At 74.5% G+C, this 16,117-nt stretch carries 13 protein-coding genes; 4 read left to right on the top strand and 9 right to left on the bottom strand.

Annotation, left to right across the window (positions count from 1 at the left end; genetic code table 11):
- Positions 1-71: 71 nt before the first annotated feature.
- The 4 genes from MKK82_RS29305 to MKK82_RS29320 form a co-directional block, all read right to left on the bottom strand.
- Complete coding sequence (locus MKK82_RS29305; RefSeq protein ID WP_238290493.1) at positions 72-2,333, bottom strand: xanthine dehydrogenase family protein molybdopterin-binding subunit; 2,262 nt, start codon at positions 2,331-2,333, stop codon at positions 72-74.
- Between the two features lie 10 nt (positions 2,334-2,343).
- Positions 2,344-3,384, bottom strand: coding sequence for an FAD binding domain-containing protein (locus MKK82_RS29310; RefSeq protein WP_238290494.1), 1,041 nt, complete (start codon positions 3,382-3,384; stop codon positions 2,344-2,346).
- Positions 3,381-3,875, bottom strand: a complete 495-nt coding sequence (locus MKK82_RS29315; protein ID WP_238290495.1) for a (2Fe-2S)-binding protein — start codon at positions 3,873-3,875, stop codon at positions 3,381-3,383. The genes MKK82_RS29310 and MKK82_RS29315 overlap by 4 nt, the downstream gene beginning before the upstream one ends.
- Before the next feature lie 115 nt (positions 3,876-3,990).
- Complete coding sequence (locus tag MKK82_RS29320; protein WP_238290496.1) at positions 3,991-4,221, bottom strand: DUF2945 domain-containing protein; 231 nt, start codon at positions 4,219-4,221, stop codon at positions 3,991-3,993.
- Positions 4,222-4,452: 231 nt separating this feature from the next.
- Between MKK82_RS29320 and MKK82_RS29325 the strand changes: the two genes are divergently transcribed.
- Both MKK82_RS29325 and MKK82_RS29330 read left to right on the top strand, forming a co-directional pair.
- Entirely contained in the window at positions 4,453-5,703 is a 1,251-nt protein-coding gene (locus tag MKK82_RS29325) for a sensor histidine kinase (RefSeq protein ID WP_238290497.1), read from the top strand.
- Between the two features lie 231 nt (positions 5,704-5,934).
- Positions 5,935-7,068: a hypothetical protein gene (locus MKK82_RS29330; protein ID WP_238290499.1), complete on the top strand. Its 1,134-nt coding sequence runs from the start codon at positions 5,935-5,937 to the stop codon at positions 7,066-7,068.
- Between the two features lie 13 nt (positions 7,069-7,081).
- Here MKK82_RS29330 and MKK82_RS29335 read toward each other — a convergent pair whose 3' ends face one another.
- Complete coding sequence (locus MKK82_RS29335) at positions 7,082-7,627, bottom strand: cupin domain-containing protein (RefSeq protein WP_238290500.1); 546 nt, start codon at positions 7,625-7,627, stop codon at positions 7,082-7,084.
- A 251-nt stretch (positions 7,628-7,878) separates the two neighbouring features.
- Here MKK82_RS29335 and MKK82_RS29340 point away from each other — a divergent pair, with 251 nt between their 5' ends.
- Both MKK82_RS29340 and MKK82_RS29345 read left to right on the top strand, forming a co-directional pair.
- Entirely contained in the window at positions 7,879-8,691 is an 813-nt protein-coding gene (locus MKK82_RS29340) for a MetQ/NlpA family ABC transporter substrate-binding protein (protein ID WP_243987663.1), read from the top strand.
- Between the two features lie 74 nt (positions 8,692-8,765).
- Positions 8,766-9,746, top strand: a complete 981-nt coding sequence (locus tag MKK82_RS29345; RefSeq protein ID WP_238290502.1) for an alpha/beta hydrolase — start codon at positions 8,766-8,768, stop codon at positions 9,744-9,746.
- Between the two features lie 1,603 nt (positions 9,747-11,349).
- Here MKK82_RS29345 and MKK82_RS29350 read toward each other — a convergent pair.
- From MKK82_RS29350 to MKK82_RS29365, 4 genes are all read right to left on the bottom strand, one after another.
- Positions 11,350-13,059: a DEAD/DEAH box helicase gene (locus tag MKK82_RS29350; protein WP_238290503.1), complete on the bottom strand. Its 1,710-nt coding sequence runs from the start codon at positions 13,057-13,059 to the stop codon at positions 11,350-11,352.
- Between the two features lie 9 nt (positions 13,060-13,068).
- Positions 13,069-13,857 (bottom strand): precorrin-6A synthase (deacetylating), encoded by a 789-nt coding sequence (gene cobF, locus MKK82_RS29355; protein WP_238290504.1) that lies wholly within the window; start codon positions 13,855-13,857, stop codon positions 13,069-13,071.
- Positions 13,858-13,905: 48 nt separating this feature from the next.
- Entirely contained in the window at positions 13,906-14,844 is a 939-nt protein-coding gene (locus MKK82_RS29360) for an ornithine cyclodeaminase family protein (protein WP_238290505.1), read from the bottom strand.
- 143 nt (positions 14,845-14,987) lie between these two features.
- Complete coding sequence (locus tag MKK82_RS29365) at positions 14,988-16,109, bottom strand: DSD1 family PLP-dependent enzyme (protein ID WP_238290506.1); 1,122 nt, start codon at positions 16,107-16,109, stop codon at positions 14,988-14,990.
- Positions 16,110-16,117 lie beyond the last annotated feature (8 nt).

The following is a 16,117-nucleotide window of genomic DNA, read 5'->3' on the forward strand; positions in this document are numbered from 1 at the left end:
CGCGACGCGCCCGGGCCGGGATCGGACCCGGTCCGGCGCATGCGCTCCACCCGCTCGATCGGCCCGGCAGCTCAGCCGAGCAGCTTGTCGAGGGTGATCGGCATCTCGCGCACCCGCACGCCGGTGGCGTGCCAGACCGCGTTGGCGATGGCCCCCACCGTGCCGGTGATGCCGATCTCGCCGACGCCCTTCACGCCGAGCGCGTTCACCACCGCGTCGTCCTCGTGGACGAGGATCGCCTCCAGGGCGGGCACGTCGGCGTTCACCGGCACGTGGTACTCGGCGAGGTTGTCGTTGAGGAACCGGCCGGTGCGCGGGTCCATCTCGGCCCGCTCGTGCAGGGCGAAGGACAGGCCCCAGATCATCCCGCCGTAATACTGGCTTTGGACGAGGCGCGGGTTGATCACCCGGCCGGCCGCGAAGGCGCCGGTGAGGCGGCTCACCCGGATCTGGCCGAGGTCGGGATCGACCTTCACCTCGGCGAAGACCGCCCCGTGGGCGTGCATGGCGTAGGAGGCCTGCGCGGCCGGATCGGCGCCGGCCTTGCCCCGGCCCTCGATGCTCGACCGGCCGGCCCGCCTGAGGATATCCGTGACCGACTCGCCCCGGCCCGGGTCGTCGCGCCGGGTCAGCCGGCCGTCGGCGGCGGTCACGCCGGCATTGCCGGCGCCGTAGAGCGGGGAGGCGGGATCGTTGGTGGCCAGCTCCGCGAGCTGGCGGATCACGTCGCCGGCGGCCGCGTGGATCGCGCCGCCCGCCGTGGCGGTGTGGCCGGAGCCGCCCGCGATCCCGGCATTCGGCAGGTCGGAGGAGCCCATCCGGAAGGTGAGGGCGTCCATCCCGATTCCGAGCCCGTCGGCGGCGATCTGGGCGAGCGCCGTCCAGGCGCCCTGGCCCATGTCGATCGCCCCGAGCTCCACCGTGCCGGTGCCGTCGGCGCGGATCTCGGCCCGGGCCATCCCCTCGAAGATCAGCGCCGGGAAGGTGGCGGTGCCCATGCCGGTGCCGACCAGGAACCCGTCCCGGTCCCGCGTCTGGCGGGGCTGGACCGGCCGCCCGGCCCAGCCGAAGGCCTCGGCGCCGCGGCGGTAGCACTCCCGCAGGGCCTTGGAGGAGAACGGCTTGCCGGTGAGCGGCTCGACCTCGGCGTAGTTGGCGAGCCGGAACTCCAGCGGGTCCATGCCGAGCGCGAAGGCCATCTCGTCGAGCGCGCTCTCCAGGGCGACGCTGCCGGAGGCTTCGCCCGGCGCCCGCATGAACAGCGGCGTGCCGGTGTCGAGGCGCACCGCCTCGTGCCGGATGGCGATGGCCGGGCTCGCGTAGAGGGTGCTGGTCGCCCGGCCGGCCGGCTCGAAGAAGTCGTCGAAGCTCGACGACGCGGTGCGGATGTGGTGGTCGAGGGCCGTGAGCTTGCCGGCGGCGTCGGCGCCGAGCCGGATCGTCTGCCGGGTCGGGCCGCGATGGCCCATCGGGCCGTACATCTGGGTCCGGGTCGGCACCAGCTTCACCGGCCGGCCCACGAGCTTGGCCGCCATGCAGGCGAGCACCTGCGGGCCGGCGGGCACGCCCTTCGAGCCGAAGCCGCCGCCGAGATAGGGGCTGTCGATGTGGATGTCGTCGGGGCGGATGCCGAACAGGCCGGCGAGCCGCCCCTGCGACATGGCGAGCGCCTGGGTCGGCATGAGCAGCGTCAGCCGGTCCCCCTCCCAGCTGGCCACCGCCGCGTGCGGCTCCATGGCGTTGTGGTACTGGGCCGGCGTCTCGTAGGTGGCGGCGATCGTCTCGGACGCGGCCGCGAGCCCGGCCTCGACGTCGCCCTCGGACTGCACCGGCGGGGCGCCGACGCCGACCGAATCCGGCGTGAAGGGCTCGCCGGAATCGAGGCCGATCCGCGGCGTCTCGGCCGCGTAGGTCGGGGCGAGCAGCCGGGCGCCCTCGGTCGCCGCCTCCAGGGTCTCGGCGATCACCACGGCGATCGGCTGGTTGGCGTAGCGGACGCGGTCGTTCTGGAGGAGGTCGAGGCGGAACGTGAACGGCCCGTCCTTGGCGTCCGGGTCCTTGGCGAGCGCCGGGGCGTGCCCCGGCCGCATCACCGCGACCACGCCGGGATGGGCCTCGGCGGCGGCCACGTCGAGGCCGGTGACGCGGCCCTTCGCGATCCGGGCGACGCAGAGCGCCGCGTGGAGGGTGCCGGGGGGCAGGTTGTCGGCGGTGAAGCGGGCTTGGCCCGTCACCTTGAGGGGGCCGTCGCGCCGGGTCAGCGGCTGGCCGATGCTGGAGCCGTGCCGGACCGTGCCGGCGGGATGAGGGCTGGGCGTGGAGGTCGCGGTCATGCGGGTCTCCTCAGACGATGCCGAACGGGGAGGCGGGGAGCGCCGGGATCCGGGCGGGCGTCCCGGCGGCGGCCTGGGTCAGGGCGCGGACCGCCACCCGCCGGGCGAGCTCGATCTTGAAGGCGTTGGCCGCGCCGGTGGGCTCGGCGCCGGCGAGGGCGGCGTCGGCGGCCTTCGCGTAGGCCTCGGGGGAGGGCGCCTGTCCGGCGAGCGCCGCCTCGGCCTCCGCCACCCGCCAGGGCTTGAGCGCCAGCCCGCCAAGGGCGAGCCGCGCCCGGCCGATCCGGCCTCCCTCGAGGGTCAGGGCGGCGGCCGCCGACACCACCGCGAAGGCGTAGGAGGTGCGGTCGCGGACCTTGAGGTAGCGGGCATGGGCTCGGAAGTCGGCGGCCTCCGGGGGCAGCCGCAGGGCGGTGATCAGCTCGCCGGGCCGCAGGTCGGTCTCCCGCTCCGGATGGTCGCCGGGCAGGCGGTGGAAATCCGTGAGGGGCACCGCCCGGTCGCCGTCCGGCCCGGCGATCTCCACCACCGCGTCGAACGCGGCGAGCGGCACGCAGAAATCGGACGGGTGTGTGGCGATGCAGTGCGCGCTCCAGCCCTGGACCGCGTGGATCCGGGTGGCGTGCCCCAGGGCCGCGCAGCCGGAGCCGGGGGCGCGCTTGTTGCAGGGCGAGACCGCGTCGGTGAAGTACGGGCAGCGGGTGCGCTGCATCAGGTTGCCGCCGACTGTGGCGGCGTTGCGCAGCTGCGCCGAGGCGCCCGCCAGCAGGGCCTCGGCCACCATCGGGTAGTCCTTGGCGAAGGCGGGGTCGTGGGCGAGGTCGCTGTTGCGCACCAGGGCGCCGACCCGGGTGGTGCCGTCCGGCAGCCGCTCGATGGCCGAGAGGCCGGGCAGGCGGGTGATGTCGACCACCCGCTCCGGGGTGGCGACGCCGCCCTTCATCAGGTCGACGAGGTTGGTGCCGGCCGCGAGGTAGGCGGTGCCCGGATGCTGCCCGGCCGCCACGGCCTCCGGCACGCTCGCGGGGCGGATGTAGTCGAAGCGCCTCACGCCGCGTCCTCCCGCTGCTCGGTCGCCCGGCCGGCCGCGTCCTGAACGGCCTCCAGGATGCCCGCATAGGCGCCGCAGCGGCAGAGATTGCCGCTCATCCCCTCGCGGATGCGTTCGGGATCGGTGCCGGCCTGGCCCTCGCGGATCAGGCCGACCGCGCTCATGATCTGGCCGGGGGTGCAGAAGCCGCACTGGAAGCCGTCATGGGCGATGAAGGCCGCCTGGACGGGATGGAGCCGGTCGCCCTCGGCGAGCCCCTCGATGGTCAGGATCTCGGCCCCGTCGAGGCTCGCGGCCAGCGTCAGGCAGGCATTGATCCGGCGCCCGTCCACCAGCACCGTGCAGGCGCCGCACTGGCCGCGGTCGCAGCCCTTCTTGGCGCCGGTCAGGCCGAGGCGCTCGCGCAGGAGGTCGAGGAGGGTGACGCGCGGATCGTCGAGGGCGATCTCGCGCGGCTGCCCGTTCAGGGTGAGCCTGAGGGGAATGGTCATGGCGGTCCCGGCTTGCAAAGGCTGGAACCGTTACAGATAGCCGCCGCCCGGCCCGCGGCGAGACGTCGAGCGGGCGGCGATGTGCGCAAGCTCACGATCTCGGCAGGTTGCGCGGTTATGCAGACTTGACCGTGACCTCCGAGGTCGACTTCAGCACCGTCCTGCCCGTGGCGGTCTTGATCTCCAGGGCCGGCTCCGCCTTCGAGGCCTCACGCTTCACGGTGCTGCCCTTGATGGTCTTCTCGACGTCCTGGGTGTGGACCTTGGTCACCGAGCCCTCGACGGTGCCCGTCCCCCATTTGTAGGTGACATCGTCCCCGGTCTTCACCTTCGCCTTGGCGGCCATCCGATCCTCCTGCGCTGCGTGCGGGGACAAGCAGGTCGGAACGGGGCCGTTCCCGGGTGTCCACGGCCAGGTGGCCGCAGGGCCGCCACCCGCGCCTCGACCGTCGCCGGCGCGGTCTCGCCCAGGCCGATGGCGGCGCCGGGAAATCCGCGGGGGTGCGACGACGGGTGCGACCCGCCCGGCGGCCCGGCATCGCGCCGGCCCCGCCTTCCTGCTAGTCTCACCGCTCCCATGACCGACCAGACCGACTCGACCGCAGTGGAACCCAGCCCCGAGGCAGCCCGCGGGCCGGCGCCCCCCGATCTCGACTATCGCCTGCGCCAGCAGGTGATCCTGTCGGAATTCGGCGTGGAGGCCCTGCGCGGCACCGATGTCGACCACCTGCTGCAGCGGGCCGCGGAGCTGTGCGCGGAGGGCATGAACGCCGAGTTCTGCAAGGCCCTGGAGTACCGGCGGGGCGCGGACACGCTGCTGGTGCGGGCCGGCGTCGGCTGGGGCCCGGACGTGATCGGCAAGGCCCGGGTCGGGGCCGACCTCGCCTCCCCGGCGGGCTTCGCCCTCAAGACCGGCCGGCCGGTGATCTCGAACCACCTCGCCGACGAGACCCGCTTCCGCACGCCGCAGCTCATGGCCGACCACGGCATCCGCCGGGCGATCAACGTGCTGATCCAGAACCGGGACGGCGCCTTCGGGGTGCTGGAGGTGGACGACACCCGCGAGGGCGTGTTCGCGGAGGCCGACATCGCCTTCATGCAGGGCTTCGCCAACCTGCTCGGCGGTGCCATCGAGCGCCAGCGCACCGAGAGCCTGCTCCGCGCGGCGCTCGCCCGCCAGGACCTGCTGGCCCGCGAGATGAGCCACCGGGTCAAGAACAGCCTCGCCATCGTGGCGAGCCTGCTGGCCCTCCAGGCCCGCGCCGCCGAGGCCGAGCCCGCCGTGCAGGCGGCCCTGACGGACGCGCGCAGCCGCGTCGAGGCGATCGCGGGCGTCCACGACCAGCTCTGGCGGCAAGGCGACAAGGACGGCGACAAGGATGGGGGCGAGGACGGGCAGGGGGTGCCCGGCGAACTCGATCTCGCGCCCTTCCTGGAGAAGCTGGTGGCCAACCTCGCCAGCGGCGTGCCGGGCCAGCGGCTCGCCTGCACGGCCTGCCCGCAGCGGATCTCGGCCGACCGGGCCATCCCGATCGGGCTCCTGGTCAACGAGCTCGTCACCAACGCCCTCAAGTATGCCTACCCGCCCGGGACCCACCCGGAGGGCGGCGAGATCCGGGTCCGGGCCGAGCGCCAGCACGACACCCTCGTGGTCGAGGTGGCCGATGACGGGATCGGGCTGCCCGCGGGGTTCGAGATCGGGCGCGCCTCGAAGAGCCTCGGCATGCGGGTCGTCGGCAGCCTCATGCGCCAGCTCGGCGGCAGCCTGACGATCCCGGATCGGGGGAAGGGGACCTGCTTCCGGCTGGCCGTGCCGATGACCGGGTGAGCGCCCGCCGGGTGCGCCCATTCCGGGGGCGACGGGCGCCGGCGATGGCCGGCGCGGTCGCGGCTCCCGGGCGCGGCTCCCGGGCGCGAGGCCCGCACGAGCGCGCCGCCGAGGCCGGCTCGGCGCAGGCGCGCATCCCGCACAGCCCGCGCATCCGGGCCCGGGGCTGGACAAATGCCCCGCGCCGTCGCGATCTGCGTCCGACGGCCCCGGCGAGATAGAGCGGATGCAGTGAGCGGGATCAGGGATGCGGCGGCGATCCTCGCCGAGCGGCTCCACGCCTTCCGGAGCCTGGGCGACAATTGCGAGTTCGGGTTCGTGCAGCGCTACGGCGGCGTCGAGCCCTCCGGCCTGCTGCGCTTCTCCTACACGCCGCTGGAGGACCTGATCCGCGGCCTGCGCTGCGGCTTCTCGGATTTCGGCGTGCCGGGCGACCTGCGGCTCTCGGTGAGCGCGGGCGGCACCTATTACTGCCACAGCGTCGCCTACAACATCTGGGCCAATACCGGGCACTCGGCCGGCTCGATCGCCCCGGAGGCGCTGCTGGAGCGGGAATACGGCCGCCTCGCCCATCTCAAGGGCAAGTTCCTCGAGGACCTCGCCGACGGCACGAAGATCCTGGTGCGCAAGACCGGCCGCGACGACCCCGAATCCGATTTCGCGCGGCTGGCCGAGGCGGTCTGGGCGCACGGCCCCTCGACGCTGCTGCGCGTGACCGAGGCCGGGCCGGGCTGGGTTCCGGAGCCGGCCCGGCGCGTCGCCGACCGCCTGATCGCCGGGACGGTCCGCCGGTTCGCCCCGGCGGAGCAGGCCTGGGAGGTCGATCTGGAGCCCTGGATGCACCTCGTGGACGGCGCCTACGCGCTGGCGCGGGGCGCGGCGCCGGCCCGCCTGGACGCCGACGCCTTCCCGGAGGTGCTGCCGCTGCCGGGCCGCCTGCGCCGCCACGTCGGCCGGCACCGGGAACCGGCGCTCAGCGCCTACACGCGGGCGGTCGACCCGGCCGCCGTCCGGGGCGACGCGGTCCACGTGTTCTCGAGCTGGGTCTGGATCCCGGAGGACTTCGCCGGGACGCGGATCTTCGCGGCGGCCGGCTACGCGCGGCTGGGCTGGCGCGACGCCGACCTGTCCCGGCGCGGCTGCTGGCAGCGCGTCTGGGCCGCGGGCCGGCTGCGGCCCGAGGCGGCGCGCGAGCCCGTCGGCCTCGGCATGATCGGCACGCGCCGGGACGCCTTCTGGTCGGTCGGGGCGCGCTTCGCCGAGGGGCCGATCCCGGGGGAGGGGCCCGCGCCGGCGCTGCGGATGCCCCCCGCCCGGTTCCCGGGCCGCGACCTCCTCGGCCGGCTGGTGCCGCGGTTCGCGTGACCGCGCCGGGCCCTCACGGGTGCTTGTGGATCGGATCGACCCAGTAGACGGTCTCGGGCGCCTCGGCGGCCGCGACGTCGGGCAGGTTGACCACCACGGCCTCGTTGTCGGAGCGCACCAGCACGCAGTGCAGGGGCTCGTCGGTCGAGGCGTTGATCTCCTGGTGCGGCACGAAGGGCGGCACGAAGATGAAGTCGCCGGGCCCCGCCTCCGCGACGTATTCGAGCCGCTCGCCCCAGCGCATCCGGGCGCGGCCCGAGACCACGTAGATCACGCTCTCCAGGTCGCCGTGATGGTGCACGCCGGTCTTGGCGTCGGGCTGAATCGCCACCGTGCCGGCCCAGATCTTCTGGGCGCCGACCCGGGCGGCGTTGATCGCCGCCTGCCGGAACATGCCGGGCGTCTGCGCGGTGTTGGCGTCGAGCCGGTCGCCCGGGATCACCCGCACGCCGTCGTGCTTCCAGCGCTCCGCGGCGCCGGACGGGGGGCTGTACGGGTGCGCGTCCCCGTGCGCGTGCCCATGCGCGTGGGTGTGATGATCGTCGCCGCTGTCGTGCATGTCGGGTCCTCCGGCGCCATCATGACACGCCGCCGCCGGTTTGCGAGACGCCCGTCCGGGCCCTGACCCCGGCGGGACGATGATTCGCGCCGCGAAGACGAGCGACAGTGTAGATCTCGCCCGTTTTGGACAAATGGCAGAACACGGTCCTGTATCCGTCGGAACATCGAAGGCTCCGTTTCCTTGAGGGAGGCCCCGGCGGTCAGTAAGACCGGTCGGGCATCTCCCGCGAACAGGCCATCGAACCGTCCATGACCGCCCCGTCCCGCCGCACTCTCCTGGCTGGTGCCTTGGCCGGATCCCTGATCCTCGCCGCCGAGGGGCGGGCGCGCGCGGCCGGACAGGCCCTGCGCGTCGTGGCGTCGTCGGTCCCGCACGCGGAGATCCTGCACTTCGTCAGCGAGACGCTGGCGCCCGACGTGCCGCTCCAGGTCATCGAGATCAGCGGCGACCTGCGGCCGAACGCGCTCCTGCGCGACGGCGATGCCGACGCCAACTTCTTCCAGCACGTGCCCTTCCTCCGGGCCGAGGAGGCCGCGATGGGCACGCGCTTCGCGGTCGTGGCGACGGTGCATGTCGAGCCCCTCGGGCTCTACAGCCGCCGCGCCAGGGCCCTCGCCGACCTGCCGAAGGGCGGCACCATCGCCCTCCCGAACAACGTGACCAACGCGAGCCGGAGCCTGACGCTGCTCCAGGAGAACGGGCTGATCCGCCTGCGGCCGGGCGGGGCCGGGATCTTCGCCAGCACCGACGACATCGCCGAGAACCCGAAGGGATTCCGCTTCGTCGAGATCGCGCCGCCGCAGCTGCCGCGCGCCCTCGACGACGTGGCGCTCGCGGTGATCAACGGCAACTACGCCCTGGAGGCGGGCCTCGAACCCGCCCGGGACGCCCTGGCGCTGGAGCGCGCGGAGGGCAACCCCTACGCGAACGTCCTCGTCACCACGCAGGCGCTGGCCGGCGACCCCCGCATCCAGCGGCTGGCCGCGCTCCTGACCTCGGCCGAGGTCGCGGATTTCATCCGGACGCGCTACCGCGGCTCCGTGGTTCCGGTGCGGGCTTAACCCGGACGGGAACCGATCGGCAGCCCCGTTCTTGCCTAGCGGGCCGCCCGGGAAGGCGCCCGTCGCGGGGTCCGATGCCCGATTCCTTACCCGACTCCTCACGCGAGTCCTCGTCCGTTTCCCGGCCCGACCGCCGGTCCCTTCTCCTCACCCTGGGCACGACCTCGGCGTTCCTGGCGGCCCGGGGCGCGGCCGCCATCGGGGCGCCGGAGCGGATCCCGCTCTGGCCGGGGGAGCCGCCGGGCGGCGGCGGTCCGCAGGGGCCCCTCGTCCGCGACGACAGCGGCGCGGTGACGAACGTCGCCCTGCCGGTGCTGGAGGTCTACGCCCCCGAGAATCCGACCGGCGTGGCGGTCCTCGTGGCCGGCGGCGGCGGCTATGCCCGGATCGGGATGGTCAAGGAGGCCCTGCCCGCCGCGCTCTGGCTCGCCGCGCAGGGCATCACGGCCTTCGTGCTGACCTACCGCCTGCCGCGCGAGGGCTGGACGGCGGGGGCCCTGGCGCCGCTTCAGGACGGGCAGCGGGCCCTGCGCCTGATCCGCGCCGGGGCCGCGCGCTTCCGGATCGACCCGGCCCGCCTCGGGGTGCTCGGCTTCTCCGCCGGCGGCCATCTCTGCGGGATGCTCGCCGCGCGTGCCGCCTTCCGGGCCTACGACCCGGTCGATGCCGCCGACGACCTCTCGGCCCGGCCCGACTTCGCGACGCTGATCTACCCGGTGGTGAGCCTGGAACCGCCCTACGACCGCACGACCACCCGGCGCGTCCTCGTCGGCGAGGCCCCGAGCCCGGAGGCGAGCCGGGACTGGTCGCTCCACACCCACATCCGGTCCGGCTGCCCCACGCTGTTCCTGGTGCAGGCCGACGACGATCCCGTCATCAGCCCCGAGCACAGCCGCGTGCTCGACGCGGCCTGCCGCGCCGCGGGGGTGCCGGTGGAGTACCACCGCTTCGCCGTCGGCGGCCACGGCTTCGGGATCGGCCGCTCGGAGGCACCGGTCGCCCTCTGGCCCCGGCTCTGCCGGCTGTGGCTGACCAGCGTCGCGGTGATGCGCTGAGCCGGCGCCCCGGGAGCGTCGTCCGCGCCTCCAGATCGCGGATGGATCCCGGGCGACGCCCGATCGGTCGCCCCGCACGGGGCGGGGCCCGCACCGCGCCCGTGACGGACGCTGACCGAACGATCCGCCCGGCGGTCCGCGCAGCCGCGGGCCCTCGAGCCGGCCTGGGGGCCCGGCCGGGAGGGCAGGGGGCCGCCCGATCCCGGCGGCGATCCGGCCTGAACGGCCCGGCCCCTGATCCGGCCGGCCGCGCGGCGAGACGGCCCGGGAGAGCGGGTCGTCCCGGTCTGGCGCCGTCCCGGATCGCGGCGCCGCCCCGCCGCGGGGAGGGGCGTGCGCGGCCCAATCCGTCCCTCAGCGTCGGTCGACGCCGCGCTTCCGGCGCCCCTCCTCCGGGCCGGGCCACACCCGATCGGGTCGACAGGCCACGTCACCATCCCGGGCTGAGAGCCCCGAGGGACGGCGCCAGGACCCGCACGGCCGGCCGGAGGTCTTCCTCGAACGCTCCTTCGAGAGCTCCTTCGAGAGCTCCTTCGAGAGTTCCTTGGAACCCTCCGCTGCGCTCCGCCGCCTCAGGGTGAGGGCGTTGGATCTGCCGGCCGGCTTCGCTCCGCCCGAAGGGACAATCCGTGCCGCCCGCGGGCAGGGGGCCCCGACCGCCCTCGCCCGACCGGGCTCGGGGGTTCGGGATGATCCATGGCGAATGTCCGGACATGGCGAGCGTCCCGACCATAGCGAGCGTCGGGACCGGCATGGGGCGGTCCTGCCGAACCTTCGGTATCCGGGCTGCCAGGGATCTGCGCTGCCAGGGGATCTGCGCCGGACGGCGGACGGCGGACCCTGGGCGTCGTGCGCCGCCTGTCCGGGCATGCGGCGTGAAACCGCCGGAGGGTCTCGCGGACCTTCGCGGGAGCCGCGCCCGCCGGGCCTCCGGCGGGGAGGGGCCTCGGACCGCCCTCGCCCGATCCCGGTCCGCAGGCCATCTGCTGCCAGCCGCTTCACCGCCACCGATGCGCCGCGGGCCCGGACGACGCCGCGGCGGAAGGAGGCGACGGAGCCCACCACGCCGGAGCCCGGGACGGGTTCGCCGCGCTCGCAGGTCCGGACATGCCGAGGCGCCTCAGCCGTAAGGTACGAGGAGCCCGACCAGTGGTCGCCCGGTGGCGTCCTGGGTTGGCGTCTGGGTGATGTCCTGGGTGATGTCCCGGGTGACGTCCTGCATCCACGGCGGAACGTGGCGTCGGAGGCGATCCCCGGCCGCCGCGATCCCTCAGCTCAACCGCCCTTCGACCTGCCAACAGAGTTCGCATAAGATATATTATGGAACATGAGCGGCGATCCGGCCGGGCGAGGGGGGTTCGGCATGCCCCGGGGCGGCCTCTCCGAGGATGGCCCGTGTCACAGGATCGGGACGGATCCCGGCCGGCTGGCCGCACTTGATCCACCGGCGCGGCACGGGTCGGCGCTCGCAGATCCCTGGCAGCGCAGATCCCTGGCAGATGGCCTGCGGACCGGGATCGGGCGAGGGCGGTCCGAGGCCCCTCCCCGCGGGAGGCCCGGCGGGCGAGTTCCCCGCGAAGGTCCGCGAGACCCTCCGGCGGTTTCACGCCGCATGCCCGGACAGGCGGCGCACGTCGCCCAGGGTCCGCCCGTCCGCCGTCCGGCAGGCGATCTGATCGGACAGCCGGCCCGGCCGGATCCGGATGGCCGCCGGCCGGCTCAGGGCGTCGGCCCCCTCCAGGAACCCGGCGGTGCTCATCGGGGCGTCCCGGCCGCCCCCGAGTCCGCGCCACCACGACACGGCCTTCTCCCGCTCGTAGCCGCGGCCCTCGGGCCGCAGGCGCACGCGCCACGCCGCCTCGGTGGCGCCGTCCCGCCAGCCGAGCACGAGGTCGAGCCCGTCCGGCGCGGGCTCCAGGGTGAGGGCCGTCACCGGGTGCCAGGGCGCGTCCGGGGATGCCGCCCCGGGGGCAGGGCCGGCCGGCTCGGGATCGGGGCCGGGATCGGGGCTTCCGGGATCGGCCGAGAGGATCGCCAGCGCGTCGTCGGCCGCGGCCTCGTGCGGGGCCTCCGCGTCCCCTTCCGGCTCGGTCCAGCAGGCCTCGCAGGTGGAGGCGTTCAGCGCGATCAGGGCGCCGCAGCCCGGGCAGGGCTTGGCGCGCGAGGCCCCTGCCCCGCCCAGGCCCTGGGTGGCGCTCCGGACCGTCACGGCGTCCACCGGGCCGTGCATCCGCACCAGCCCGGCATAGTCGAGGATCAGCGCGTCGGCCTTATCGGGGGCGCAGCGCAGCGCCCGGCCGACCTGCTGCACGTAGAGACCGGTGCTGCGGGTCGGGCGCAGCAGCGCCACGAGGTCGACCTCGGGCACGTTGAAGCCGGTCCCGAGCACGCCGACCGAGGTCAGGCAGCGGATCTGTCCGGCCCGGAACGCCGCCACGATCCGGTCGCGCTCCCGGCGCGGGGTCTCGCCCGAGACGCTCTCGCAGGCATACCCTTCCGCCCGCACGGCGTCGCGCACGGCGTCCGCGTGGGCGAGGCCGGCGCAGAAGGCGAGCCAGGCCCGGCGGGAGCGGCCGTACTCCGCGAGTTCCGCCACCGCCGCGCGGGTGATCCAGTCGCGGTTGACCGCCGCCTCCAGCTCCCCCGGGATGTAGTCGCCCCCGCGCCGGCCGACGCCCGAGACGTCGAGCTGGGTCAGCGTCGCCTTGGAGACGAGGGGGGCCAGGAAGCCCCGCCGGATCAGCGTGAACGTGTCGGCCTCGTAGGCGATGCCGGAGAACAGCCGGTGCGCCCCGTCGTCGAGGCGGCCCGAATCGAGCCGGTACGGGGTGGCGGTGAAGCCCGCCACGCGCAGCCCGGGGGTCCGCGCCCGCAGGCCCGCCAGGAACCGGCCGTAGCGGGTGTCGGCGGCGCGGGGGATCAGGTGGGCCTCGTCGACGATCACGAGGTCGCGCGGCCCGACCGCGTCGAGCCGGTCGGCCACCGACTGGATGCCGCAGACCAGCACCTGCGCGCCGGCCTCCCGCCGCCCGAGCCCGGCCGAGAAGATCCCGGCCGGCGCCTCCGGCCAGGCGCGGGTCAGCTCCGAGAAGTTCTGGGCGACCAGCTCGCGGCTGTGGGTGACGATCGCCACCCGGGCGAGGGGGTTTTCCGCCAGGGTCTCCCGGGCGAGGGCCGCGATCACGAGCGCCTTGCCGGCGCCGGTGGGCAGCACGATCAGGTGGCCGGGCGCCGCCGCGTCCGCCCCGCCCCGCGCCCAGGCGGCCGAGAGGGCGTCGAGGCTGGCGCGCTGGTAGTCCCGCAGGCGCAGCATGGCGGCTCTCTAGCGGGGTCCGTCCCCGCTGTCCGTTGCGGCGCGGTCACGGCGCAGCAGGTAGATGTCCATGATCCAGCCGTGCCGGGCCCGCGCCTCCGCCCGGACCCGCCGGATCGCGTCGCCCACTTCGCCCAGCCGGCCGGAGACCAGGATCTCGTCCGGGCCGCCGAGATAGGCGCCCCAGTAGATCGTCAGGTCCGGGTCGAGATGGCCAAAGGCCGGGTCGCCGTCGAGCATCACCACGACGCTGTCGGCCTCCGCCGGCCAGCCTGCGGCGAGGCGGCGACCGGTGGTGATCAGCACCGACCCGCCGATGCCGTTCAGCGGCACGCCGTGGCGGGCGGCGAGCACCTGCACGCTCGACAGGCCGGGGATCACCGCGCGGGTGAATCCCACGCGCCCGCGCGCGTCGATCCGGTCGAGGATGCGCAGGATGCTGTCGTAGAGGGCCGGATCCCCCCAGGCCAGGATCGCCCCCACCTCCCCGGCCCCGAGATGGTCCGCGAAGGCCGCCTCCAGCCGCTCGGCCCGGGCCGCGTGCCACGCCACGACGGTCCCGCCGTAATCGGCCGGGCGGCGCGGCCGGGGCGGATCCTCGACCGTGACGACCCGGTGGGGCTTGGCGATGTGGGCCGCGCAGATCCGGCGGCGGATCTCCACGAGGTCGGCGGTCTCGGCGCGCTTGTCGAGGACGAACACCGCGTCGACGTCGGCGAGCGCCCGCACCGCCTGGAGGGTCAGGTGCTCGGGATCGCCCGTGCCGATGCCGATGACCCGGATCTGCCTGTCCTGCATGCGTGGCGGTCCTCCGCCGGGGCGGGGGAGGGCCGGCGCCGGCCTCCCCTACAAGCGCGCGTCGGCTTTGGCGAGGATCGCCCGGGCGATGGTCAGGTCCTGCAGGGCGATGCCGGAGGAGTCGAACACGGTGATCCGGTCGGGATCGGTCCGGGCCCCCTCCCCGCTCCGCAGCACGTCGCCGAGCGCCGTGAGGCCCGCCTGAGCCTGCGCGGAGGCGTGCTGGAACTCGCCGATGGTGCGCGACTGCTCCGGCAGGTCGCAGAACAGGGCCGCCCGCTCCAGCAGGGCGGGGGGCAATTCCTGCTTGCCCTTCGCGTCCGCCCCCATGGCGGCGACGTGCGTGCCCGGCCGGACCCACTCGGCCTCGAACAGCGGCGCGCGGGCGGGCGTGGCCGTGACGATCACGTCGGCGGCCGCACAGGCCTCCCGGGGGGCGGCCGACCGCACGGCGATCCCCGAGGTCCCCTGCCCCGCCAGGCGCTCGGCGAACCCCGCGACCTTGGCGGCGTCCCGGGCGACCACCAGCACCGTCTTGATCGGTAGGATCCGGGCGAGCGCCGCGCACTCGAACGCGGCCTGGTTCCCGGCCCCGAACACGGCGAGCACCGTCGAATCCGGCCGGGCGAGGACGCTCGCCGCCACCGCGTCGGCGGCGGCGGTCCGGTAGGCGTTGACGCGGCCCGCCTCGATCACCGTGTCGATCCGGCCGACCGCCTGGTCGAACAGCAGGATCACGGAATTGTGCCGGGGCAGGCCCCGGTCGGGGTTGCCGGGCCAGAACGAGCCGACCTTCAGGCCGGCATAGGTCGCCGTGGAGCCCGACTTGATCGAGAACCGGTTGGCCGGCTCCGAGCCGTGCCCGAGCACCGCCGGGAACAGGGTGGTGCCGGGGGCGACGGCCGCGATCAGCGCCTCCCGGGCCGCCGCGAACGCCATGGCGTGGTCGACCAGGGCGGCGGACTCCTCTTCCGAGATGAAGCGCATGGTGTGAAGACCTCCAAAGTCATGGGTTCAAAAGGTCTTGGACCTTTTGCGGGTGCAGGGCGGCGCCCTGCTTTCGGACCAAGCCCGATGTCGGGGCGCCGCCCCGACACCCCGCCGAAGGGCCTCGGCCCTTTGGAATCCCGTTACAACGTCATGCCGCGGGCGGTGACCGGCCAGACGGCCTCGACCCGGCCGTTCCGCACGCCCACGTACCAGTCGTAGACGTTGACCGTCGGGTCGCAATGGCCGGGGATCAGCTTCAGGCGCTCGTTGAGCCTCAGCACGTTGCCGGGATCGCTGATCACCCCGTGCTCGTCCGAGCACTTGATGTACGCGACATCCTCCCGGCCGAACACCACCGGCAGGCCGCTGTCGATGCTCTGCGCCTTCAAGCCGGCATCGCAGATCGCGACATCGGCCTTCGCCTTGCTCATGATCGCCGTGACGATGAACAGGCTGTTCTCGAATTCCGCGATCGGCTGCCCGTCGGCGTCCTTCACCCGCTGGTAATCCGCGTCCATGAAGACGTAGGAGCCGCATTGCAGCTCGTTGTAGACGCCGCTGCCGCCCTCCAGGGCGAAGCTGCCGGTGCCGGCGCCCGCGACGATGTCGCAGCTCAGGCCCTCGGCCTTCAGCAGGTCCACGGTGCGCCGCGTCTCGTCGATCGCCGTCTGGATCAGGGCCTTCCGTTCGTCGTAGTCGCGCACGTGCTGGGCCTTGCCCTGGTAGGCCTGCAGACCGGCGAAGGCGAGGCCCGGCGCCGCCGCGATCCGCTGCGCGATCGCCACCGCGGGCTCCCCCGGGGCGACGCCGCAGCGGCCGGCGCCGACGTCGATCTCGACCAGGCACTCGAGGGTGACCCCGTACTTGACGGCCGCCGCCGACAGGTCGTCGACGTTGCCGAGGTCGTCGACGCAGACCAGCACCCGCGCCCGCGTGGCGAGGGCCGCCAGGCGCTCGATCTTCTGAGGCGCGACCACTTGGTTGGAGACCAGAACGTCGCGAATGCCGGCATTCACCAGCGCCTCGGCCTCGCTGACCTTCTGGCAGCAGACGCCGCAGGCGCCGCCGCGCTCGATCTGCACCACCGCGATGTCGGAGGATTTGTGCGTCTTGGCGTGTGCCCGGTGGCGCAGGCCGTGCGCCTTCATGAAGCTGCCGAGCTTCTCCACGTTGCGCTCGAACGCGTCGAGATCGACCATGAGGCAGGGGGTGTCGACCTCCTCGACCGGCATGCCGACGCGGGCGGGAATGTTGTTGCGCATGGAGTGTC

Origin of the sequence: Methylobacterium sp. E-046, from assembly GCF_022829625.1 — a bacterium.
Classification (GTDB): domain Bacteria; phylum Pseudomonadota; class Alphaproteobacteria; order Rhizobiales; family Beijerinckiaceae; genus Methylobacterium; species Methylobacterium longum.